Genomic DNA, 21,354 nt, shown 5'->3' with positions numbered 1-21,354 from the left:
GTCAGCCAGCCCGGCGCATGCGGAATATCATGTAGCGGTTATCGCGGCGGAACTGCGCCGCGTTCCGCTCCTGCCCTGTCAGGCGTGCGGAAAGGCTGCCCAGCTTATCACGACCCGCAATCAGGTTCAGGGCGCGCGCGATCAGCCACCGGCTTCGCGCCCGCTTTTGTCGGAGTTCCGCGTCGATACGCGCGATGCCATGCCCAAAGACGTTGAACAGCGCCTGTTCCAGATCGATGGACGGGGCCACCGCCTCGGTGATGTCTTCCTCGGCAATGACGGTCAGTCCCTTTTGCGGGATCAGCGAGCGGATGTCCGAGATCGGATGCCCACCGCCCGATGCGCGCGGGCCCGTACCACGCTGGAAGTCGTCCGACCGGAAGCAGTCCGCAATCAGGATGTCCCCATCCGGGGCCAGAAGCGACAGCGCCTTGTCGAAGACCTCGCTGCGGGGGATGTACTGGAAGCTTTCGGAAAACAGGATCAGGTCGAAGCGCGGCTCTGACCGGAACTCCTGCAACCGCATCTGATGAACGCGGGCCTCCGGCGCATTCTCCCGGCAGCGGCCCGCCAGAAAGGCGCTTGGCACGACGATGTCGACCTCATGGCCCAGCGCCGTCAGCTTGCCCGCCGTCACCCCTGCACCGCCGCCGACATCAAGGATGCGGAGCCGCCCTTCCGGCAGATAGGTGAACAACTTCTCGGTATAGGCCGCCTGTGCCCGGCCCAGATTCTCGGCCCGCGCCTCCAACCCGGTCCAAAGCCCGTAATGCAGATTTTCCGCCCCGGTCAGCCAGCGGATGAAGGACAGGCCCACATCAAGACCAATTGCGCGGGTGTCCAGTTTTTCGCCCATCTTACCCTCGCTCCCTCGCGGTTTCGGGTTCAATGCGCCATTTCAAAACTGTGGGCAAGCGATGCCGTCACGAGAAGTGGGGCGAGAAGATTTCCACCACCTGTTCGTAAACCGCGCGCTTGAAGGGCACGATGCCTTGCACCAGATGCGACGGGTCCAGCCATGCCCATTCAGAGAATTCGGGATGGTCGGTCTCGATGTTGATCTGGTCGTCGGAGCCGAGGAACCGCATCAGGAACCAAAGCTGCTTCTGACCGCGATACTTGCCCTTCCAGATCTTGCCCTGAAGCTCTGGCGGCAGGTCGTAATAGACCCAATCCGGGGTGCGGCCGATAATCTCCACCAGATCGGGCGAAACACCGGTCTCTTCCTCAAGTTCCCGCAAGGCCGCGGTCTCTGCGTCTTCGCCGTCATCGATCCCGCCCTGAGGCATCTGCCAGGCGGGTTCGTCCCAGTCCTGGCGCTGACCGACGAAGATCTTCCCCTCGGCATTCATCAGCATGACGCCGACATTGGGACGATAGGGGAGTTTCGAGATTTTGTCTGGGGTCATGACCGTTTCGGGGCCGGCCAACACCGGCCCCGTCCCTTCAACCGATTACTGCGGGTCGAGGGCCGCGAAGCCCTTGAGGATGTCGATCGCATAGGCGAGTTGATAATCCTCCTCGCGCAGCTTCGCGGCATCCTCTGCCTTCTTCAGTTCTTCCTCGGCCTGCTTGCGCTCGTCCTCGGTCATGCTGTCGTTGTTCAGCGCACCGCGAAGATCGGCCTCGGACCGGGTACGGCGTGCCGCGCTTTGCGTTTCGTCCTCGCCCTCGGCCTCGGGGCGGCGGGGCGGTTGGGCGACGACGATGTCGGGGGCGACGCCCAGCGCCTGAATCGACCGGCCGGACGGCGTGTAATAGCGCGCGGTGGTCAGGCGCATCGCACCGTCACCCTTCAGCGGCATCACCGTCTGCACCGAGCCTTTGCCGAAGCTCTTGGTGCCCACGACGATGGCGCGGCGATGATCTTTCAGCGCGCCGGCCACGATTTCAGAGGCCGAGGCAGACCCCCCATTGATCAGCACGACCAGCGGCTTGCCTTCGGAAATATCGCCCTTGGTGGCGTTGTACCGGTCGCTGTCCTGCGGGTTGCGACCGCGGGTCGACACGATTTCACCAGCATCAAGGAAGGCATCGGAGACCTTGATCGCCTGCGGCAACAGCCCGCCGGGGTTGTTGCGCAGGTCAAGCACGGTGCCGTTGACATTGTCCATGCCGCCCAGTTCCTCGACCGACTTCTTCCACTGTTCGATCAGGTTTGGGTAGGTCTGGTCGGTGAAGCTGCTGACCCGCAGAACCACGGTATCGCCCACGATACGCGACCGGACCGCGGTCAGCTTGATCGTGTCGCGGATGATCGTGACGTCGAAGGGTTCGTCCACACCCTCGCGCACCACGGTGATGACGATCTCGCTGCCCACCGGGCCGCGCATCAGATCCACGGCTTCGTCCAGCGTCAGGCCCAGCACGCTTTCACCGTCGACATGGGTGATGAAGTCGCCCGCCTCGATCCCGGCCTCGTCCGCGGGGGTATCGTCGATGGGCGACACGACCTTGACGAAGCCCTCCTCCTGCGTGACCTCGATGCCCAAGCCGCCGAACTCGCCCCGGGTCTGCACCTGCATGTCGTCGAAATCCTGCGGCGGCAGATAGCTGGAATGCGGGTCGAGCGAGGTGAGCATGCCGTTGATCGCGGCCTCGATCAGTTCGCCCTCGTCGACCTCTTCGACATACTGGGCACGGATGCGTTCGAACACGTCGCCGAACAGGTCGAGTTGTTCGTAGACCGAGCTCTTGCGACTCGTTTCCTGCGCGATCAGCGGACCTGCAACCTGCGTGGCAAGGACGGCGCCTGCAAGGGTGCCGCCCAGTGCGGCCATCGCGAATTTCTTCATGGCGTCCTCAATTCTCCTTTTGCGCGAACCACGGGGCCGGGTCCACGGGGCGTCCGCCCTCTCTCAGCTCCATATAAAGCGTTTCCGTTCGCAAATCGCCACCACCTTCTGTCGTGGTTGCCGGAAACGCGGCCGTCGTCGGGTCCTCGCCTCCCATCAGCCCCACCGGATGACCTGCGGGCAGAACCTCACCCTCGGCACCATAGACCTGTGCCAGACCGGCGAGTACCAGCAGATAGCCTTCGGCCGGCTCCAGAATCATCACATTCCCGTAGTCGAGCAGCGGGCCACGATAGCGTATGGTCGCCGTAACCGGCGCTGTGACAAGGGCAAGGGGTCGCGTGGCCAGAACCAGCCCCGGGCGGCGAATGCCGGCGGCGTCGGGCTGATCGAACCCACGCAAGACGGTGGCATCCGCCGGCAGGGGCAGGCGCCCCTTGAGAGAGGCAAAGCCTGCCGGCGCGGCATCCGGCGCCGTGTCTTCGGCCAGACGCGTCAACCCCACGGCGAAGGCATCCAATGTTTCACTGTCAAGCAGCAGCACCTGCATGCGCGCGGCATCCGCCGTGAACCGCCGGGGCAGATCGCGCCGCTCCGATATCGCCTGGGACAGCGCGGTGCGGGCAGTCTGAACCTCGGCCAACCCGTCGGCAAGGGCCGCTTCCGCGCTTTCTTGCAGCGCGCGCATAAGGGCGATTTCTTCCAGTTCACCGCGCAGCGCCTCGGCCTCCGCTTGCAGCACGGGCGTGACATGGCCCAGCAACATCCCGGCGCGGGCCGCCGCAACGGGCCCTTGCGGATGCAACAATATCTGCGCCTCGGGCGCCCGCTGCATCGATCCCAGAATGGCCAGAAGGCGAGAGATGTCCGCCTGCCGCCCTTCAAGATCGAGGCGGAGCGCACGTTCCCGGATCGCAGTGCTCCGCAGCCCGGCGCGCAATGCGGCCAGACCGGCCTCATAGGCCTGAACGGTTTCGGTCAGGGCGGCCACGCGGTCCTGCCGGGTCTCGGCCCCCTCAAGCACGCGGCTGGCCGCCCGCATCGCCTCGGCCGCGGCGCGGGCCGTCTCGGCCGGGCCGGGCTGGGCCAGAGCCACGCCTGTGGCACCGGCAAGGATCAGGGCAAGCAGGGGGCCGCGCGCGCGTCTCAACCGTCGATCAGGGATTGGCCGGTCATCTCCGGCGGTTGGGGCAGGTCCATCAGTTGCAGCAGCGTCGGCGCCAGATCGGCCAGCCGACCGTCATGCAACCGCGCGCCTTCCGGGCCGCCGACAAGGATTACCGGCACCGGGTTCAGCGTGTGGGCGGTATGGGGGCCGCCGGTCGCCGGATCGACCATGGTTTCGCAGTTGCCGTGATCGGCGGTGACGATCATTGCGCCGCCGGCCGCCTCCAACGCCTCCAGCGCGCGGCCAAGCCCCTGGTCGACCGCTTCGCAGGCTTTGACCGCGGCTTCCACCACGCCGGTATGGCCCACCATGTCGGGGTTCGCGAAGTTCACCACGATCAAATCGTAGCCCGCGCCGATCACCTCCACCAGCTTGTCGGCCACTTGCGACGCGCTCATCTCGGGCTGCAAATCGTATGTTGCGACCTTGGGCGAGGGCGGCATGAAGCGGTCCTCTCCCTCTTCCGGTTCCTCCTTGCCGCCGTTCAGGAAGAAGGTGACATGGGGGTATTTCTCGGTCTCGGCCAGACGGAACTGACGCAGCCCCTGTTTGGCGACCCACTCGCCCAGCGTGTTGACGATCTTCCGCTTAGGAAAGACCGTCGTCATCCACTGGTTGTGGTCGGTCGAATACTCGACCATGCCAAGGATCGCCGAAAGGTCGGGGCGCTTGCCGGTGTCGAACGCATCGAAATCGGTCTGGGCGAAGGCGCGCAGGATTTCCCGCGCCCGATCGGCCCGGAAGTTCAGACAAAACAGCCCGTCACCATCCCTGATGCCCGGCGCGTCGCCAATGACGGTCGGTTCGATGAATTCGTCGGTCTCGCCCCGCGCATAGGCCGCGGTGACGGCCTCGACCGGCGTTGCAGCCTCCTCACCCAGACCGCTGGCCATCGCGTGATAGGCCAGTTTCACCCGCTCCCACCGGTTGTCGCGGTCCATCGCGTAATAGCGGCCGATTACACTGGCGATATGGGCGCCCTCGGGCAGCCCGTCCTGCAACTCGGCAATGAACCGGTCGGCGGATTTCGGGGCCACGTCGCGACCGTCGGTCAGTGCATGGATGGCAACCGGAACGCCCGCCTCGGCAATCGTGCGGGCGGCGGCAAGGATATGGGTGATGTGCCCGTGCACGCCCCCGTCGGACACCAACCCCATCAGATGCGCCGTTCCGCCCGCAGCCTTCACCCGCGCGATGAAATCCTTCAGCGCGGCGTTCTGGAAAAAGCTGCCATCCTCGATGGCAAGGTCGATCTGCCCCAGATCCATCGCCACCACACGGCCTGCGCCGATATTGGTATGGCCGACCTCTGAATTGCCCATCTGCCCCGTGGGCAGCCCCGCATCGGGGCCGTGGGTGGTCAGCGTCGCATGGGGACAGGTCGCCATCAGCCGGTCGAAATTGGGCGTTTCCGCCAGAAGGGGGGCGTTGTCGTCATGGGTGGGACCGACGCCCCAGCCGTCAAGAATGCACAGAACAACGGGTTTAGGTGTGGTCATGCGGGAGTGTCCTTCGATGTCGGTGCCCTTCTAGGCGGGCTCTGCCCGCGGGACAACCGTTCGCGCGACGAAGGCCGCCATGCGGGCCAACAGATCACAGGCATGCGCCCGTTTCCCGGGCGCTGCGCTTGAGGACAAAAAACGGCTCAGGCGCGGTGGTAAGGCGCCCCGGCTAGGATGGAGGCGGCGCGGTACAACTGCTCGGTCAGCATGACGCGGGCCAGCATGTGCGGCCAGACCATCTTGCCGAAGGACAGGATGGTATCGGCACGCGCGCGCAGGTCTGGCAAAAGCCCGTCCGCCCCGCCGATCACGAACACCGCGTCAGAGCGTCCCTCGTCCCGCCAACGGCCAAGCATGTCCGCGAAAGCCGGAGAGGTGACCGTCTTGCCTCGCTCATCCAGCGCGCAAAGAACCGCCCCCTCTGGCAAGGCGCGCGACAAGAGCCGCGCCTCCTCGGCCTGTCCGCCGCCCTTGCGATCCTCGACTGCGGTGAAGTGCAGCGGCCCAAGACCAAGACCACGCCCTGCCCGGTCGAACCGGGTGGCATAGTCGTCGATCAACTCGCGTTCAGGGCCCGCCCGAAGGCGGCCCACCGCGCAGACATGAACCCGCATTCAGGCCTGTGGGGCCGGCATGCCCACGGGCAGCCACATCTTCTCAAGCTGGTAGAAGGCGCGCACCTCGGGGCGGAAGACATGGACGATCACGTCGCCGGTGTCGATCAGAACCCAATCCCCCTGATCCTTGCCTTCCAGCTTGGAGGACCGTCCGAGATCCTCCTTCAGCCGGTCCTTCAGCTTGTCCGAGATCGCGGACACCTGCCGGGTCGACCGCCCCGAGCAGATGACCATATAGTCGGCCATGCTCGACTTGCCGCGCAGGTCGATGGTCACGATGTCTTCGGCCTTGTCCTCGGAGATGGAGTGAAGGATGTGTTCCAGAAGCTCTTCGCTCGACACATCAGGCATCAGCCCGGTCATGGCTGCGTTCGCCGCGGCCCGCCCCGGGGCCGCATCAGCATAGTGAGACAGGACATTGTCCTCCTGCTTTGCGCGCCGCCCTTGCCCCGACGCTGGGCATGACAACAATCTAGCATTTGAAAGTTAAAATCTCAATCTTTGCCGAAAAGGGCGGCATCAGGTCGCCGAACCGTCCCCCGGGTCGGGGGGCCCTGCCCGCTCGACCCGACTGCCAGGCAGCAGCTTGACCTCTCGTTGAGGGAAGGGAATCGAGATGTCGTTCGTCTGGAAGGCATCCCAAAGGGCCAGATAGACATTGCCCCGGACATTGGTCAGGCCCTGGGTCGGATCGCCGATCCAGAAGCGCAGGATATAGTCGACCGAACTGTCGCCGAAGCCCACGATATGACAGACCGGCGGTGTCGAGTGCAGAACCCGGTTGACGCCCTTTGCGGCCTCCACCGCGATGGCGCGCACCTTGTGTGGATCATCCGCGTAGGACGTACCGAAGAAGATATCCAGCCGCACGAATTCGTTGGAATGGGACCAGTTCACAACCTGACTGGTGATGAGATCCTCGTTGGGGATCAGGAACTCCTTCCCGTCGCGTGTTACGACAGAGACGTATCGGGCGCCAAGCTGGCTGATCCAGCCGAAGGTGTCCCCCAGAGAGATCACGTCACCCGGCTTGATCGACTTGTCGAGCAGGATGATCACGCCCGAGACGAGGTTGGACACGACCTTTTGCAGGCCAAAGCCCAGCCCGACCCCGACGGCGCCGGATAGAACCGCAAGGCCGGTCAGGTCGAAGCCCACGGCCTTGAGCCCGACAAAGACCGCCGCGCCATACAGGCCGACCTGCAACACCTTGACGATCAGCACCCGCATCGAGGGCGAGATATCCTCGTCCGCCCGGATGCGCGCGGCAGAGATTCGGGCGACGAACCGGGCGCCGGTAAACAGCAGGGCTGTCAGCACGGCCGCCTTGAGCAGCATCAGCGCCGTCAGGCGGAACGAGCCGAAGGTCACCGCGACATCGTCCAGAATCGATGCCGCCCATTCGGTCAGGTTCAGGACATAGAACGTGGCATAAACCCAAAGCCCCCAGGTCACGACGCGGCGGAGCGATGGGTTATGCACCAGGCGGGCGGCCAGCCCGACCAGCAACCAAGCACTGGCAAGCGTTGCGGCGATACCCAGAAGGTAGGTCCGCGAAGGCCAGGTGACCTCTCGCATGATCCAGATCAGCGGCCAGATGAGCGCGATGAACGTAATCAGGCGCAGCCGCCGCAGCAGGATAAGCGACATCCGCAGTTGCCAGACCCGCCAGCCCTCCCGCCGGCGCAGCCAGTCGTGGACGCGGCCGCGAAGCGCCATGGTGGCAAGATGCGCAAACACCGCCAGCGAAAGCAGGATGCCGACCTGGTACAGACGCCAGCCCGGCCGGGTCAGGCTGAGCAGGAAGATACGGGCCTGGTCGGCCAGCGCCTGCAGCTCCTGCATGATCGGTATCGGATCGGTTTCCATGCACGTTTCCCAAGGCCCGCCATCGAAAAGGCGGGCGTCGGGCAAGCATGGCATGAGCGGCGCAGCATCGACAAGCACATGCCCTTGATCGCCGGGGGCCAAGGGCGTATCTCGGTCGCCATGAAACGCGTCTTCGACATGGACGATCGCGCGCGCCTGCCCTGGCGCTTCTATGGCGCGACGCATTCGGTGCTTGCCCGCCTATGAGGCGGAACACCCTTCCCGTTTCAAACTGACAGCAGACTAGCCGCGGAGAGGTCCATGACCGGCAAGACACTTTATGACAAGCTTTGGGATGCCCACCTGGTCGATCAGGCCGAGGATGGCACCTGCCTTCTGTATATCGACCGCCATCTCGTGCACGAGGTCACCAGCCCGCAAGCCTTCGAAGGGCTGCGCATGACGGGACGCAGCGTGCGTGCGCCCGAAAAGACCATCGCGGTGCCCGACCACAACGTGCCCACCACCGAGGGGCGCGAGAACGTCGCCAACATGACCGAGGAAAGCCGCATTCAGGTCGAGGCGCTGGACAAGAACGCCAAGGATTTCGGCATCAACTACTATCCCGTGTCCGACGTGCGCCAAGGCATCGTGCATATTGTCGGCCCCGAACAGGGATGGACGCTGCCCGGCATGACCGTGGTGTGCGGCGACAGCCACACCGCCACCCATGGCGCGTTCGGGGCGCTCGCCCACGGGATCGGCACCAGCGAGGTGGAGCATGTTCTGGCCACCCAGACGCTGATCCAGAAGAAATCGAAGAACATGAAGGTCGAGATCACCGGGAAACTGCGCCCCGGCGTCACGGCCAAGGACATCACCCTGGCCGTGATCGGCAAGACCGGCACCGCCGGCGGCACCGGCTATGTCATCGAGTATTGCGGCGAGGCGATCCGCGATCTGTCGATGGAAGGCCGGATGACCGTCTGCAACATGGCGATCGAGGGCGGCGCGCGCGCGGGCCTGATCGCCCCGGACGAAAAGACGTTTGACTATGTAAAGGGCCGGCCCCATGCACCGAAGGGTGCCCAGTGGGAAGCGGCGCTGACCTGGTGGAAGACGCTTTATTCCGACGACGACGCCCATTGGGACAAGGTCGTGACGATCAAGGGCGAAGAGATCGCGCCCGTGGTGACATGGGGCACCAGCCCCGAGGACGTGTTGCCCATCACCGACAAGGTCCCGGCGCCAGAGGACTTCGCCGGCGGCAAGGTCGACGCCGCGCGCCGCTCACTCGACTATATGGGGCTGGAACCGGGCACGCCGCTCACCGACATCAAGGTCGACGCGGTCTTCATCGGCTCCTGCACGAACGGGCGGATCGAGGATTTGCGCGCCGCAGCCGAAATCCTGAAGGGCAAGAAGCTGGCCGACGGCGTGCGCGGCATGGTGGTGCCGGGCTCTGGCCTTGTCCGGGCGCAGGCCGAGGAAGAAGGACTCGACACCATCTTCACCGATGCCGGCTTCGAGTGGCGCCTTGCGGGTTGTTCGATGTGTCTGGGCATGAATCCCGACCAGCTGGCCCCCGGGGAACGCTGCGCGGCCACGTCCAACCGCAACTTCGAGGGCCGCATGGGCCGCGGCGGACGCACCCATCTGATGAGCCCGGTCATGGCCGCCGCCGCCGCCATCACCGGACATCTGACGGATGTGCGGACCCTGACCTGAGCAGAGTCAAAACGCTGTGCCCGGCCGGCACCAGTTCCCTTCGGCCGGGCGCTAAACCCCCAAAGCCTTTCCGGCCGGGCGCTAAACCCCCAAATAATGCAAAATATTTGAAATTCCAAACAACCGTCCACGCCTTGGGAACAGTTTCAAATTTTGAGCGCCAGTGCGACACATTGTTGCCGCATTCCGCTTGCAGCAAGGCGGCTGTTTGGTAGTTTCCCCAACGTAGGTTGGCGCTATTTCGGCACCGACTCTTTACGAGGGGGAAAGACATGTCGTTTCTTAAACAGGCTGTATTTGCAGCTGCAACTATCGCAACATTTGGTATTTCGGCTGGTGCGTCTCTCGCAGACACGATCCGCGCTGGCTTCGACGGCAATACGCTGGCGGCGAACGACGATAGCTCGACGGGCCTTGTCAGCATCGGGTTCACGGCGAACTTCTTCGGCGTCGAAAACACCCAGCTTTACGTCAACAACAACGGCAACGTCACATTCGATTCGGCGCTGGGCACCTACACGCCGTTCGATCTGACCTCGACCGGGCGTCAGATCATCGCGCCGTTCTTCGCCGACGTCGACACGCGTTCCGGCAACCTGGTGAGCTATGGCACCGGTACGGTCGACGGGCATGCCGCCTTCGGCGTGAACTGGATCGACGTCGGGTACTTCTCGGTTCGCACCGACAAGCTGAACTCGTTCCAGCTTGTGCTGATCGATCGCTCCGACACCGGCGCAGGCAACTTCGATATTGAGTTCAACTACGGCGATATCGAGTGGGAAACCGGTGATGCCTCGAACGGTGTGGACGGTCTGGGCGGCGATTCCGCCCGCGCCGGCTTTTCGAACGGCACGGGCGATGCGGGCACGTTCTACGAACTGGCAGGTTCGGCCGTGAACGGTGCCTTCCTGAACGGTGGCGCGAACGCACTGAACGTCGGTTCCAACATCGGGGTTGAGGGCCGCTTCCTGTTCGAAGCGCGCAACGGCATCGTCGATCCGGGCCCGGTCGTTCCGCTGCCGGCCGCCGGCTGGCTGCTCGTCTCCGGCATCGCTGCCATGGGGGCCGCCGCCCGCCGTCGCAACGCCTGATTTGCCAGGGATTGAAAATGACAGGGGCCGCGCAGGGTGCGCGGCCCCTTTGCTTTTAACGCCCTCCATGGCCCCAGTGCCGATTGCACCGGCGCGGATTGTCCAGTAACAGAAGCGGCCAAGGCACAGGCCCATGTGCATCAAGGAGGCCCGGAGATGGACAAGTTCGAAAAACTCACCGGCATTGCCGCACCGCTGCCGCTGGTCAATGTCGATACCGACATGATCATCCCCAAGCAGTTCCTGAAGACGATCAAGCGCGAGGGGCTGGGCGTCAATCTCTTCGACGAGATGCGCTATGACGACAACGGGAATGAAAACCCAGATTTCGTCCTGAACAAGCCCGCGTACCGCGACGCGGAAATCCTGATCGGGGGCGACAATTTCGGCTGTGGCTCCTCGCGCGAGCATGCGCCCTGGGCGATCAAGGATTTCGGGATCCGCTGCATCGTGGCGCCCAGCTTTGCCGACATCTTCTTCAACAACTGCTTCAAGAACGGCATCCTGCCCGTCGTTCTGCCGCAAGAGCAGGTGGATATCCTGATGAAGGATGCCGAGAAGGGGGCGAATGCCCGGATGACGGTGGACCTGGAAAATCAGGTCATCACAACATCGGACGGCGAAGAGATCGCCTTCGACGTGGACCCCTTCCGCAAGCACTGCCTTCTGGAAGGGCTCGACGATATCGGCCTGACGCTTGAGAAGGTGACCGCCATCGACGGCTTCGAAGGCAAGATGGCGCAGGAACGCCCCTGGGTCTGATCGGGCCGGAAACCGACGCAACGACACCGGGGCCGACCGGCCCCGGCGAGGTCGCGATCAGCCTTTCGAGATCATGCAGACAAAGGGCTGATGATCGTTCCCGTGGAAGATCAGGCTGCCCAGTGTCGTGACGACACGGCCATCCTTGCTCTTCATCGCGGCGTTCAGCTCATAATCCACATGGCCGACACCGGCATGGGCGTCGACCCATTCCATATAGGTGCGCATCACTGCCGCCGGGGACCCGGCCATCAGATCGTCCGGGCCGTCGAATTCACGCGTGGCCTCGGCCTCGCGGCCACCATGCATCAAGATTGCCTGATAGGTCGCCATCTGGCGCCTCCCTTGCTTGTCACGGGCTTCTTCCGTCGATGCCGGTCTAGTAAAGTCACGTGACGGAATTGAGAAGGTTGCAGGATGCAAGCCCCGCTTACGGGTTTTCTGGCCGGCATGGGCGCGGCCGCACTGATTGGGGTGTCTGTCCCCCCGGCATGGGCCGCCGACCTGCGGGTCGCCACCTACAATACCGAGTTGTTCCGGAAAGGTCCGGGGTTGTTGTTGCGCGACATCATGGAAGGCGACGACCCGCAGGTGCGCGCCGTCGTCGCGGTCATCGCCCATATGCGCCCGGACATTCTTGCCCTGCAGGGGATAGACTACGATCTGGATGGTTTGGCCGTGCAGGCGCTGGCAGAGCGGATCAGCGCGCAGGGACTGGACCTGACCTATCACTTTGCGCACCCGCCGAATACCGGGCTGCGCACCGGTCTGGACATGGATGGCGATGGCCGCACCGGCGGCCCGCGCGACGCGCAGGGTTTCGGCTATTTCGCGGGTCAGGGCGGGATCGCGATCCTGTCGCGGTTCCCGATTCTCGAAGACGAGGTTCGGGAGTTCTCCACCATGCTCTGGCCCGATCTGCCGGGCGCGACCCTGCCAGAAGACGAGGGCCCGTTTCCCTCGGCCGAGGCGCAGGCGATACAACGCCTTTCGACGACGGCCCATTGGGATGTGCCCGTCAAGGTGGGCGATACAGTTCTCCACCTTCTGACCTTTCACGCGACCCCGCCGGTCTTTGACGGGCCGGAGGATGCCAACGGGCTGCGCAACCGGGATGAATTGCGCCTGTGGTCGCTTTATCTTGACGGTGCATTGGCGGGTGCCGTTCCACCCGCCGCGCCGTTCGTGGTGCTTGGCGACGCGAACCTGGACCCCGAGGACGGTGATGGGCGCAGCGCCGCGATGCGCGCCTTTCTGAACGACCCGCGCCTGACCGACCCCAAGCCCACCAGCGATGGCGCCACCGCGGCCAGCCATTTGCAGGGCGGCGCGAATCTGGATGACCGGGGCGACCCCGCCCTTGATACGGTCGACTGGGACGATGCCGCTGACGGACCGGGCAACCTGAGGGTGGACTATGTTCTGCCGTCTGCCGACCTGTCCGTCACAGGGTCGGGGGTCTTCTGGCCAGAGGGGGGCGAACTGGCCGAAACCGTCGCACGCGCCTCTCGCCACCGTCTTGTCTGGGTGGATATCGCGCTGCCTTGACCCCGTCTGGGCCAGCCGCTACGCCCTTGCCGACTCTCAGCGACAAGCTTTTCAGGACAAGGACCCGCAGCCCATGACGAACACCCTTCTGATCCTGCCCGGCGACGGCATCGGCCCCGAGGTGATGGCCGAGGTTTCCCGCATCATCGACTGGTTCGGGGACAAGCGCGGGCTGGCCTTTGATGTGACCGAGGATCTGGTGGGCGGGGCGGCCTATGACGTTCATGGCGTGCCGCTGGCAGACGAGACGATGGCCAAGGCACAGGAAGTCGACGCGGTCCTGCTGGGCGCCGTCGGCGGGCCGAAATACGACACGCTCGATTTCAGCGTGAAGCCAGAGCGCGGCCTCTTGCGCCTGCGCAAGGAAATGGACCTGTACGCCAACCTGCGCCCTGCCCAGTGCTTCGACGCGCTGGCCGATTTTTCCTCGCTCAAAACCGATGTGGTGGCGGGCCTCGACATCATGATCGTGCGCGAGCTGACCTCGGGCGTCTATTTCGGCGAACCCCGCGGGATTTTCGAGGAAGGCAACGAGCGCGTCGGCATCAACACCCAGCGCTATACCGAAAGCGAGATCGACCGGGTCGCACGCTCAGCCTTCGAACTGGCGAAAAAGCGCGGCAACAAGGTCTGCTCGATGGAGAAGGCCAATGTGATGGAGTCGGGCATCCTCTGGCGAGAGGTCGTGCAGAAGGTGCACGATGAGGACTACCCGGAGGTGGAGCTGTCCCACATGTATGCCGATGCGGGTGGCATGCAGCTTTGCCGGTGGCCCAAGCAGTTCGACGTGATCGTCACCGACAACCTGTTCGGCGACCTGTTGTCCGACGTGGCCGCAATGCTGACCGGCTCTCTCGGCATGCTGCCCTCGGCCAGCCTCGGCGCTCCGATGGCCAATGGCCGACCCAAGGCGCTTTACGAGCCCGTGCACGGCTCGGCTCCCGATATCGCGGGCCAAGGCAAGGCCAACCCCTGCGCCTGTATCCTCAGCTTTGCGATGGCGCTGCGCTACTCCTTCGACCAGGGGGACGAAGCGACGCGGCTGGAAAAGGCCGTCGAGAAAGTGCTGGCCGATGGCGTGCGCACCGCGGACCTGATGCAGGCCGAGGGCGGCACCCCGGCAAGCACGCGAGAGATGGGCGACGCGATCCTCGCTGCGCTGGACGCCTCGCTCTGATAGCTCCCAACGGGCGACGCGGGGCTTGCCCGCGCGCCCGCCTGCGGCAAGGGTGATCCCGACATTTCTCCGGGAATCGGCCCAATGGGATCATCCAACCTCCGCGGCGCGGTGCTGGCATTGACCGGCTTTGCGATCTACTCGCTGCACGACGCGATCATCAAGGCGCTCGGCGCCCATTACCATCCCGTCCAGATCGTCTTCTTCAGCGTGCTTCTGGGCTTTCCGCTGATCCTGCTGATGCTGATCCGCCAGCGCGAGGTCGGCAGCCTGCGCCCTGTCCGGCCGGGTTGGACGGCGCTCCGGATGGGGGCGATCATGATCCACCTTCTGTGCGTCTTCTATGCCTTTGCCACGATTCCCATCACGCAGGTCTATGCCCTGATCTTCGCGATGCCATTGCTGATCACGGCGCTTTCGGTGCCGATCCTGGGGGAACATGTAGGGCCCCGCCGCTGGGCCGCCGTCGTGGTCGGACTGCTTGGCGTTCTGATCGTGCTGCGGCCCTTCGGCGCAACCGACCTGACCCTTGGCCATCTCTCCGCGCTCGTCGGTGCGCTCAGCGGCTCTCTGGTCGCCGTCGTCATGCGCAAGATCGGGCAGGAGGAACGCAGCGTCGTGATGCTGCTCTACCCGATGTTGGGCAATGTCTTCGCGATGGGCCTTTTGCTGCCGCTTGTCTATCAGCCCATGCCAATTCTGCATTTCGGCGCGCTCGCGCTTGTTTCGGTCGGTGCGCTGGTGGCCATGAGCTTCATGATCGCCGCCTATCGCGCGGGTGAGGCCGTCGTCGTGGCCCCGATGCAATATTCGCAGATGCTCTGGGCCGTGGTGCTTGGCTATGTCTTTTTCGCCGAAGTGCCAGACACCGGAACGGCCCTCGGTTCGGCGGTGATCGTGGCCAGCGGCCTGATCGTGCTTCTGCGCGAAGGCAAGCCAGACGTCTCTCGCACCCAACCCGCCCTGACTGCGACAGACCGCCCCGGCATCGCCCCCGACCCCGCCCTGCTAAGCGATGAAGATCCGTCCGTTTGACCCTTGCCAAAGCCCTCGCAGCAGGTTAATCCGCCTGCCACGGTCGGAGTGTAGCTCAGCCTGGTAGAGCACTGTCTTCGGGAGGCAGGGGCCGGAGGTTCGAATCCTCTCACTCCGACCAATAAATCAAGCACTTAGCTGATACCCTCTCCAGTCGTTGTCTCGTTTTTGTCTCGCGGATAGTAGGACGTTGACTGGTGTGTCACAGCACATCGCACCCTAGCGGGAACGCTGACGCTGTAGGCAATGAGGCGATAGCACATGTTCGCACTGCTGCCAAAGCGGTCAACGGAACGCCGAACTTCGACAAAATCCGGGGGAATCTGCGTGAGCGCGTTCAGCGCAGGTATGGGATTTCAATAGCTTAAGGCGCGCGAGGTGGGCAGTTCGGCCGAAGTCGTGTAGTTACACGTTATGATGTTTAAGACCCTATGAATGCGCCCAAACGTGCGATATCCTGCATGCCATGTTCACGCGCATCACCGAGAGCGGCGGGCGTCGCTATCTGCAGATTGTCGAGTCCTTCCGTAACGAGGCGGGCAAGCCCCGGCTGCGCGTCGTGGCCAATCTGGGGCGCGTGGACGGGATGAAGGATGGCCAGCTCGATGCGCTGATCCGGGGGCTCAGTCGCGCCGCGGGTCGGGTCGAGCCCGAGAAGGCCGAGATCACCTACGAGGCGGCGCGCAGCTATGGCGACGTCTTTGCCCTGCACGAGTTGTGGAAGGACCTTGGTTTCGATCATGCCCTCGGCCGTGCGCTGCGTTCCGGCAAGCGGAAAGTCGACGTGGAGGCGCTGGTCCGCGCCATGGTGTTCAATCGGTTGTGCGACCCCACAAGCAAGCTGGGCTGCCTGCGCTGGCTGGAAACGGTCGCGATGCCCGCGATGCCGGACACCGTCACGCATCAACATCTGCTCCGCGCCATGGATGCGCTGATGGACCATGCCGAGCGGGTCGAGATGGAACTGGCCAGACAAATCCGTCCGCTGGTCGATCGGGACCTGGCCGTGGTCTTCTACGACCTGACCACGGTGCGCATCCATGGCGACGGAGAGGTTGACGACGACCTCCGCGCCTATGGCATGAACAAGGAAACCGGTGGCATCGCCCGGCAATTCGTGCTCGGCGTCGTGCAAACCGCCGACGGCCTGCCGCTCATGCACACGGTCCACCCCGGCAATGTCGGGGAGACGAAAACCCTGCAGGGCATGCTGCAGACGGTGTTGCAGCGGTTTCCCGTGCAGCGTGTCATCCTGGTCGCCGACCGTGGCCTGCTCAGCCTTGAAAACATCGACGAACTGACCGCCCTGGCCGATCAGGACGACCGCAAGCTGGAGTTCATCCTCGCCGTCCCCGCCCGTCGCTATGCCGATCTGGTCGAGACCTTTCGGGGCCTTGCCTTCGACGAAGGCGGCCTGGCGGAAAGCAATTTTGCCGGCCATCGCCTGATCGTCGCCCATGATCCCGTTCGAGCCGCCGACCAATCCGAACGACGTCGCGCCCGCATCGCCGAACTTGAAGCCCAGGCCGAAAAGATGGTCGCCAAGCTCGATGCGCAAGACGACGGCCAGACGGCGCGGGGCCGCCGCGCCTCCGACCGCGGCGCCTATAGCCGCTTCACGCGCGCCGTGGCCGAGGCCGAACTGACCCGGTTCCTCAAGGCAGACCTGCAGGCCGACCGGTTCAGCTACAGCATCGACGAAGACGCCGTCGCCCGAGCCGAACTCTTCGACGGCAAGCTCGCCCTGCTGACCAATGCCCCCGACCTGACGCCGACCGCAACCGTGACCCGCTACAAGTCGCTGGCCGATATCGAACGCGGCTTCCGCGTCCTGAAATCCGATATCGAGATCGCCCCCGTCCACCATCGGCTGCCCGACCGCATCCGCGCCCACGCGCTGATCTGCTTTCTCGCCCTCGTCCTCTACCGCGTCATGCGCATGCGGCTGAAGGCAAAAGGACATGACGCCAGCCCACGAACCGCCCTCGACATGCTCGCGCGCATCCACCGCCACGAAGCCCGGATCGCCGACCGAAAGCTCGACGGCCTCACCACCCCGACCCCCGAACAACTGGACCTCTTCGACACCCTGAACCTGCCAAAACCCGCCTGATCACCCTCGCGTAGTTACATTTTGGCCAATCTCGCCATAACGATATCAATCACTTACGCGTTTTACTGGTGAACTTGAGCGATCAGATGCCCAACGCCCCATAGGCCCGCGGATCAGCGCAAGTGCCTATCGTCCCGTACTTTTCCGCAGCAGGTCCCCGTGAGGCCAACCCCTAATTCTCGTCGGAGGTCTCACGCCGCTCTGCTAGCGCATCGGCAATCAAGCGCCCCGCGCCGTACAGCATCGGACCATGCCGGCATTTCCCGGCGATGCCGGTATCGGCACAGAACTGAAGCGTCGCGGCCAGCGTCTTTTGGGTCATGAAACCATTGATGCGCCCGACATCGTAGCCAAGCCGCGCAAGCTCGTTTTGCAGGACATAAACGAAGGCCGTCTGCTCGATCGACCGCAGCCGGATCAGGCCGTAGGAAAACGCCTCGCCTTGCTGCGCATCCAGCAGGCGATACGCCGCCACGCGGGAGCCGTTGTGGTCGTCCGAATCGTAAAGCGCCGTGATCTGCTCTGCCACCGCGTTGCGGTCGTCGAAACTGTCCCCGTGCTCGTCGATCAGCTTGCGATGCCGTTCGGCGGCATCGGGGATCAGCCAGTCCAGCCTGCGATAGGCCCGCGCAAGACCCAGCATCGCCAACCGGTCGCCGGTGCTTGCGGCGGCCTCAAGCCCAGCCAGAACCTTCGGCAAGTCAAGATCGGGAAGCCGGGTCGACCGCCGCTCATGGTAGATCAAGGCCCGCCGTGCTGCGGACACATCGCCGGCCTCAGCCAGACGCCCAAGATCGGCGGCACCGAACTCACGGTCGGACGCATCCCCAAACGAACGGTCGCGATGCCATTCTGCACGCAGCGCTGCGGCCCCGTTCACCCCCTCGGCAACAGCCGCATCTATGACCTGCAACGCCTCGGGGCCGCGCCCGGCCTCGATCAGCGCGCGGCTCAGCCCGATCCGGGCATTGTCATAGCCACCCGCCACCGCCGCGCGAAAGAACCCGATGGCCCGATCGACATCGCGCCTGACAAATTCGCCGTCCAGATAGACCCGACCAAGCCGGGCATCGGCAAAGACGTAGCCGCGCGCCGACAGCTTTTCATAGATCGCGATGGCGCGCGCGGGATCCGGCGCTGGCCCGTCCTGGGCCGCAAGGACATCTGCCAGATAGAATTCGGCCAGATCGTTGTCGCCCGTGCCGGCGAGGTCGGCCAGCTTTGCCAGTCCCTCTGCCGGGCGCGACAGGGCACCGAAATCGCCCCTCGCATGGCCGCGGCCAAGCCGGACGGCCGCATAGGCACTGCCAAGTGTTTCCGCCTGGGTGAAGGCTTCGATGGCCTCGGCATACCGGCCCTGCCGTTCATAGATGTCCGCGGCGCGCACCAGGGAATGGTTGTACCCTTCGGCGATCAGCGCCTCGTGAAGTTCCAGCGCCCGGACCAGATCCACGTCTCCGTCGGTGCCCTTTCGGAGGTTTTCGGCTGCATCATAGACCGCCTTGGGGTCATCCAGCCTGTCCTGCGCGGCGCAGGGGAGGGCAAAGGAATAAGCGGCGACAAGGGCCGCCAGCATCACGGCTGTCAGCTTTGTGCCCGCGCGGCACGTCGCCGCATTTTGGAGTTCATAGTGTGACAAATTCAACAATACGCCCTGTTCGTGTGGGGAAACGGTGCGTTGCCGGATTTACGTTGGCGAAGGCGTGGCTTACCACAAGGCAAAAGTGTAATCTATGTGTCAAAATTCCGGAAATGTGACCGGAAATAGACCTATTCGGACAGACGATGCCGGCGAAGCTTCCGAGCGCAATTCTAAGGACGACCTGCCTTGTTGCCGGGCTGACGCTCCTTGCGCTGAGCGGGACGCGTGTTTCGGCACAGCAGGATGGCCGGGCCCTGATCGACCGGGAACTTTTCGGGGCGCTCGATTTCCGCAGTCGGTCGTTCGAGGCATGTGCCGACCGTCCCGTCTGCGTGGTCGGCAACGTGACCGTCACCGCCGAACGGCAGACCGAAGACGGGGCAAGCTGGACACCGGCGCGTCTTTACTGGGATCCGGTGGACGGTCTTGGCATCACTGACGGCGCGCAAAATGACGAAGTCGATATCGACGAACGCCTTTCGATCCGGTTCGCCGCGCCGGTGCGTATCCGCAAGATCTGGCTCAGCGACCTCTTCCTTGGCGAGGAAAAGCGCTACGGCGCGGCCGGCAATGATCGGGTCGAGGGCGTTCCGGACGATGTCGAGGTGGCAGGCATCGCGCTGGCGTCGGAAGGTCGGGAAATCCTGAATTTCACGGTCAAGGGCGAGGTCGAACTGCCCGATCATCAATTCAACCAGAACGTGTCGACGCTGTTTCTGGAAGATGGCGATCTGCGCCGTCGCCTGTTGATCGACAACGACGTCATCACCGTGATCGCGGATGGCACCGGTGCCGGTGGGGCGGCGCTGTCGTTGCGGATACCCCTTGGTCAGGTCGATGCTGACAAGCGGGGCGTTTTCGAAGGGGTGGAAACCGTTGAGATCGACCTTTCGACGATACTGTCGGGTTTCCGCAATGCCCGGATGTTTCTTGCAGGCACCCAGAACTTCGACCTGCTGAAGGCGCTGTCTTTCGATCCCGACGGTCTGGCAGAACTCCGTGAAACCGCGATCCGCCAGCGTGCGGCCGGGGACTGGTCGAATGGCGAACTCGGCGTAGAACTCTCCGACAAGTTCGAGGTGGATACCGTAAGGTTCTTTGCCCCGTTCGATTCCTCGAACGACTTCTCGGTCGCCGGTATTATTGTTGAAGGCGGAACTCCCGGTGTCGCGAACTAACCTGATCCGGAGATGGACACGTTTTCTGGGGCTCGCCCTGCTTGGGCTTGCGATCTGCGGACGCGCCTTCGCGGCGGTGCTTCCACCCTACGTCTTCCGCATGCCCGAACGACAGGAATCGCGATGGGACGACCTGCGGTCGGAGCTTGAAACCCCGCGCCGGCGTCCGGATCTCCGCATCGATATACAGGATTTCGTTGCGGGTGCCCTGATCGCCGATGAACTGGAGATACGGATCCGCCAGTCCTACAGCATGGCGACACTCGAAGAGATCGCCGCGCTTGACCGGTTCTGGATCGAGACGCTCGTGGCAGACGGTCGGGGCGGCGACATCGAGACCTATATCGGCGTCCGGACCGCCCTGATCCTGCCGCAGGGCGAGACGCGGGATTATTTCATCGAGAACTGGGTCTGGAAAACCCGCGCCGGCGATTGCGACGGCGGCAATGGGAACGGGAATGGTGCCGGCAACGGCAACGGCAACGGCAACGGCAACGGCAACGGCAACGGCAACGGCAACGGCAACGGCAACGGCAACGGCAACGGCAACGGCAACGGCAACGGCAACGGCAACGGCAACGGCAACGGCAACGGCAACGGCAACGGAAATGGCGCCGGCAATGGCAATGGTCAAGGGAATGGCAGCAGCGGCGACCAGGGCGCGGGCAACCCGGGCAACGACAAGGACACCGGGCGTGCCGGCGAAAGCCCGAACGGGAACGACTTCGGAACAGGCGACCGGGGTATGAGCGTCTGAGCGGCTATCGACCGCTGCCATGCCCCGCGGCGCAGGAAACGGGCGGCTCACATGGGCCTTTCATGCGCCAACAAAGACCCTGCTATCACCTCAGTATCCGACCGGGTACGCCGCCTTTTCGATCCCCGTGATGACGTCTGCGCCAACGGCCGCCTGAAGGTCGGAGATGCCCTTGCCGGTGGCCGCAAGGCAGGCCAGACCGCGCTCCGGCAGGATCACGACGATCGACCATGTCTTGCCGCCCGGCGTGGCGTAGATTTCCAGAACCGCGTTGTTTGTGCCCAGCGCATTCGCGATCAGCACCTCGCCAAACCGCGATTCAAGCTGACCGACCACATGATTTCGTTCGGCGCAGGTTGCGGCGTGAGACGCCGGTGCGCCCGACAAGGCCGCAAGACCCGCACAGAGTACCAATCCGATTGTCTTCATCCA

Annotated in this window: 21 protein-coding genes and 1 tRNA gene; 11 read left to right on the top strand and 11 right to left on the bottom strand. The window is 64.1% G+C overall.

Annotated features, from left to right (window positions below):
- Nucleotide 1: 1 nt before the first annotated feature.
- From RGUI_RS14715 to RGUI_RS14680, 8 genes are all read right to left on the bottom strand, one after another.
- Nucleotides 2–856 (bottom strand): methyltransferase domain-containing protein, encoded by an 855-nt coding sequence (locus RGUI_RS14715; RefSeq protein WP_081534298.1) that lies wholly within the window; start codon nt 854–856, stop codon nt 2–4.
- A 67-nt stretch (nt 857–923) separates the two neighbouring features.
- The gene (locus RGUI_RS14710) at nt 924–1,409 is read right to left on the bottom strand and encodes an RNA pyrophosphohydrolase (protein ID WP_081536110.1); all 486 of its coding nucleotides are present in this window, start codon (nt 1,407–1,409) and stop codon (nt 924–926) included.
- 45 nt (nt 1,410–1,454) lie between these two features.
- On the bottom strand, nt 1,455–2,795 hold the full coding sequence (locus RGUI_RS14705) for a S41 family peptidase (protein ID WP_081534295.1): 1,341 nt from the start codon (nt 2,793–2,795) through the stop codon (nt 1,455–1,457).
- A gap of 7 nt (nt 2,796–2,802) precedes the next feature.
- Nucleotides 2,803–3,945 carry a murein hydrolase activator EnvC gene (locus tag RGUI_RS14700; protein ID WP_253798450.1) on the bottom strand — a complete coding sequence of 381 codons (1,143 nt, stop codon included), beginning with the start codon at nt 3,943–3,945 and terminating at the stop codon, nt 2,803–2,805.
- Complete coding sequence (gene gpmI / locus RGUI_RS14695; RefSeq protein ID WP_081534293.1) at nt 3,942–5,462, bottom strand: 2,3-bisphosphoglycerate-independent phosphoglycerate mutase; 1,521 nt, start codon at nt 5,460–5,462, stop codon at nt 3,942–3,944. Before gpmI ends, RGUI_RS14700 begins: the two co-directional genes overlap by 4 nt.
- Nucleotides 5,463–5,608: 146 nt before the next feature.
- On the bottom strand, nt 5,609–6,079 hold the full coding sequence (gene rlmH / locus RGUI_RS14690) for a 23S rRNA (pseudouridine(1915)-N(3))-methyltransferase RlmH (RefSeq protein ID WP_081534291.1): 471 nt from the start codon (nt 6,077–6,079) through the stop codon (nt 5,609–5,611).
- The gene (gene rsfS / locus RGUI_RS14685) at nt 6,080–6,433 is read right to left on the bottom strand and encodes a ribosome silencing factor (RefSeq protein ID WP_371586879.1); all 354 of its coding nucleotides are present in this window, start codon (nt 6,431–6,433) and stop codon (nt 6,080–6,082) included.
- A 168-nt stretch (nt 6,434–6,601) separates the two neighbouring features.
- Nucleotides 6,602–7,951 carry a mechanosensitive ion channel family protein gene (locus tag RGUI_RS14680; protein WP_081536108.1) on the bottom strand — a complete coding sequence of 450 codons (1,350 nt, stop codon included), beginning with the start codon at nt 7,949–7,951 and terminating at the stop codon, nt 6,602–6,604.
- Nucleotides 7,952–8,029: 78 nt separating this feature from the next.
- Here RGUI_RS14680 and RGUI_RS21920 point away from each other — a divergent pair, with 78 nt between their 5' ends.
- From RGUI_RS21920 to leuD, 4 genes are all read left to right on the top strand, one after another.
- Entirely contained in the window at nt 8,030–8,158 is a 129-nt protein-coding gene (locus RGUI_RS21920; RefSeq protein WP_216640076.1) for an isopropylmalate isomerase, read from the top strand.
- Nucleotides 8,159–8,212: 54 nt separating this feature from the next.
- Complete coding sequence (leuC, locus tag RGUI_RS14675; RefSeq protein WP_081534285.1) at nt 8,213–9,619, top strand: 3-isopropylmalate dehydratase large subunit; 1,407 nt, start codon at nt 8,213–8,215, stop codon at nt 9,617–9,619.
- Between the two features lie 272 nt (nt 9,620–9,891).
- Nucleotides 9,892–10,710, top strand: a complete 819-nt coding sequence (locus tag RGUI_RS14670; protein ID WP_081534282.1) for a nidogen-like domain-containing protein — start codon at nt 9,892–9,894, stop codon at nt 10,708–10,710.
- Between the two features lie 156 nt (nt 10,711–10,866).
- Nucleotides 10,867–11,472, top strand: coding sequence for a 3-isopropylmalate dehydratase small subunit (leuD, locus tag RGUI_RS14665; RefSeq protein WP_081534279.1), 606 nt, complete (start codon nt 10,867–10,869; stop codon nt 11,470–11,472).
- A 57-nt stretch (nt 11,473–11,529) separates the two neighbouring features.
- Here leuD and RGUI_RS14660 read toward each other — a convergent pair whose 3' ends face one another.
- Complete coding sequence (locus RGUI_RS14660; protein WP_081534276.1) at nt 11,530–11,805, bottom strand: hypothetical protein; 276 nt, start codon at nt 11,803–11,805, stop codon at nt 11,530–11,532.
- Between the two features lie 84 nt (nt 11,806–11,889).
- On the opposite strand from RGUI_RS14660, the gene RGUI_RS14655 reads away from it, so the two are divergent.
- The 5 genes from RGUI_RS14655 (at nt 11,890) to RGUI_RS14635 (ending at nt 17,345) form a co-directional block, all read left to right on the top strand.
- Nucleotides 11,890–13,020, top strand: a complete 1,131-nt coding sequence (locus RGUI_RS14655; protein ID WP_253798447.1) for an endonuclease/exonuclease/phosphatase family protein — start codon at nt 11,890–11,892, stop codon at nt 13,018–13,020.
- Nucleotides 13,021–13,093: 73 nt separating this feature from the next.
- Nucleotides 13,094–14,197, top strand: a complete 1,104-nt coding sequence (gene leuB / locus RGUI_RS14650; protein WP_081534273.1) for a 3-isopropylmalate dehydrogenase — start codon at nt 13,094–13,096, stop codon at nt 14,195–14,197.
- An 84-nt stretch (nt 14,198–14,281) separates the two neighbouring features.
- Entirely contained in the window at nt 14,282–15,232 is a 951-nt protein-coding gene (locus RGUI_RS14645; RefSeq protein ID WP_081534270.1) for a DMT family transporter, read from the top strand.
- A 44-nt stretch (nt 15,233–15,276) separates the two neighbouring features.
- Nucleotides 15,277–15,353 (top strand) — tRNA-Pro (locus RGUI_RS14640).
- A gap of 345 nt (nt 15,354–15,698) precedes the next feature.
- On the top strand, nt 15,699–17,345 hold the full coding sequence (locus RGUI_RS14635; protein WP_081532493.1) for an IS1634 family transposase: 1,647 nt from the start codon (nt 15,699–15,701) through the stop codon (nt 17,343–17,345).
- 172 nt (nt 17,346–17,517) lie between these two features.
- Here the strand turns inward: RGUI_RS14635 and RGUI_RS14630 are convergent, their stop codons facing one another.
- Nucleotides 17,518–18,921, bottom strand: coding sequence for a tetratricopeptide repeat protein (locus RGUI_RS14630; RefSeq protein WP_081534268.1), 1,404 nt, complete (start codon nt 18,919–18,921; stop codon nt 17,518–17,520).
- 209 nt (nt 18,922–19,130) lie between these two features.
- On the opposite strand from RGUI_RS14630, the gene RGUI_RS14625 reads away from it, so the two are divergent.
- Entirely contained in the window at nt 19,131–20,165 is a 1,035-nt protein-coding gene (locus RGUI_RS14625; RefSeq protein ID WP_081534265.1) for a hypothetical protein, read from the top strand.
- The gene (locus tag RGUI_RS21915) at nt 20,152–20,922 is read left to right on the top strand and encodes a hypothetical protein (protein ID WP_156882976.1); all 771 of its coding nucleotides are present in this window, start codon (nt 20,152–20,154) and stop codon (nt 20,920–20,922) included. The genes RGUI_RS14625 and RGUI_RS21915 overlap by 14 nt, the downstream gene beginning before the upstream one ends.
- A gap of 90 nt (nt 20,923–21,012) precedes the next feature.
- Here the strand turns inward: RGUI_RS21915 and RGUI_RS14615 are convergent, their stop codons facing one another.
- On the bottom strand, nt 21,013–21,351 hold the full coding sequence (locus tag RGUI_RS14615) for a hypothetical protein (protein ID WP_081534259.1): 339 nt from the start codon (nt 21,349–21,351) through the stop codon (nt 21,013–21,015).
- Nucleotides 21,352–21,354 lie beyond the last annotated feature (3 nt).

It is taken from the genome of Rhodovulum sp. P5 (assembly GCF_002079305.1).
In the GTDB taxonomy this organism is placed as follows: Bacteria; Pseudomonadota; Alphaproteobacteria; order Rhodobacterales; family Rhodobacteraceae; genus Rhodovulum.
Note: the sequence above shows the minus strand (reverse complement) of the source record. Positions and strands in the feature narration are given on the sequence as shown.

Coding starts and splice junctions, on each gene's coding strand:
- RGUI_RS14660 (WP_081534276.1), bottom strand. CDS start 11,805: ATGGCGACCTATCAGGCAATCTTGATGCATGGTGGCCGCGAGGCCGAG.
- RGUI_RS14625 (WP_081534265.1), top strand. CDS start 19,131: ATGCCGGCGAAGCTTCCGAGCGCAATTCTAAGGACGACCTGCCTTGTT.
- RGUI_RS14635 (WP_081532493.1), top strand. CDS start 15,699: ATGTTCACGCGCATCACCGAGAGCGGCGGGCGTCGCTATCTGCAGATT.
- RGUI_RS14655 (WP_253798447.1), top strand. CDS start 11,890: ATGCAAGCCCCGCTTACGGGTTTTCTGGCCGGCATGGGCGCGGCCGCA.
- gpmI (WP_081534293.1), bottom strand. CDS start 5,462: ATGACCACACCTAAACCCGTTGTTCTGTGCATTCTTGACGGCTGGGGC.
- RGUI_RS14645 (WP_081534270.1), top strand. CDS start 14,282: ATGGGATCATCCAACCTCCGCGGCGCGGTGCTGGCATTGACCGGCTTT.
- rsfS (WP_371586879.1), bottom strand. CDS start 6,433: ATGCCTGATGTGTCGAGCGAAGAGCTTCTGGAACACATCCTTCACTCC.
- leuB (WP_081534273.1), top strand. CDS start 13,094: ATGACGAACACCCTTCTGATCCTGCCCGGCGACGGCATCGGCCCCGAG.
- leuC (WP_081534285.1), top strand. CDS start 8,213: ATGACCGGCAAGACACTTTATGACAAGCTTTGGGATGCCCACCTGGTC.
- RGUI_RS14670 (WP_081534282.1), top strand. CDS start 9,892: ATGTCGTTTCTTAAACAGGCTGTATTTGCAGCTGCAACTATCGCAACA.
- leuD (WP_081534279.1), top strand. CDS start 10,867: ATGGACAAGTTCGAAAAACTCACCGGCATTGCCGCACCGCTGCCGCTG.
- RGUI_RS14630 (WP_081534268.1), bottom strand. CDS start 18,921: ATGCTGGCGGCCCTTGTCGCCGCTTATTCCTTTGCCCTCCCCTGCGCC.
- RGUI_RS14615 (WP_081534259.1), bottom strand. CDS start 21,351: ATGAAGACAATCGGATTGGTACTCTGTGCGGGTCTTGCGGCCTTGTCG.
- RGUI_RS14710 (WP_081536110.1), bottom strand. CDS start 1,409: ATGACCCCAGACAAAATCTCGAAACTCCCCTATCGTCCCAATGTCGGC.
- RGUI_RS14705 (WP_081534295.1), bottom strand. CDS start 2,795: ATGAAGAAATTCGCGATGGCCGCACTGGGCGGCACCCTTGCAGGCGCC.
- RGUI_RS14680 (WP_081536108.1), bottom strand. CDS start 7,951: ATGGAAACCGATCCGATACCGATCATGCAGGAGCTGCAGGCGCTGGCC.
- RGUI_RS14715 (WP_081534298.1), bottom strand. CDS start 856: ATGGGCGAAAAACTGGACACCCGCGCAATTGGTCTTGATGTGGGCCTG.
- rlmH (WP_081534291.1), bottom strand. CDS start 6,079: ATGCGGGTTCATGTCTGCGCGGTGGGCCGCCTTCGGGCGGGCCCTGAA.
- RGUI_RS21920 (WP_216640076.1), top strand. CDS start 8,030: ATGCCCTTGATCGCCGGGGGCCAAGGGCGTATCTCGGTCGCCATGAAA.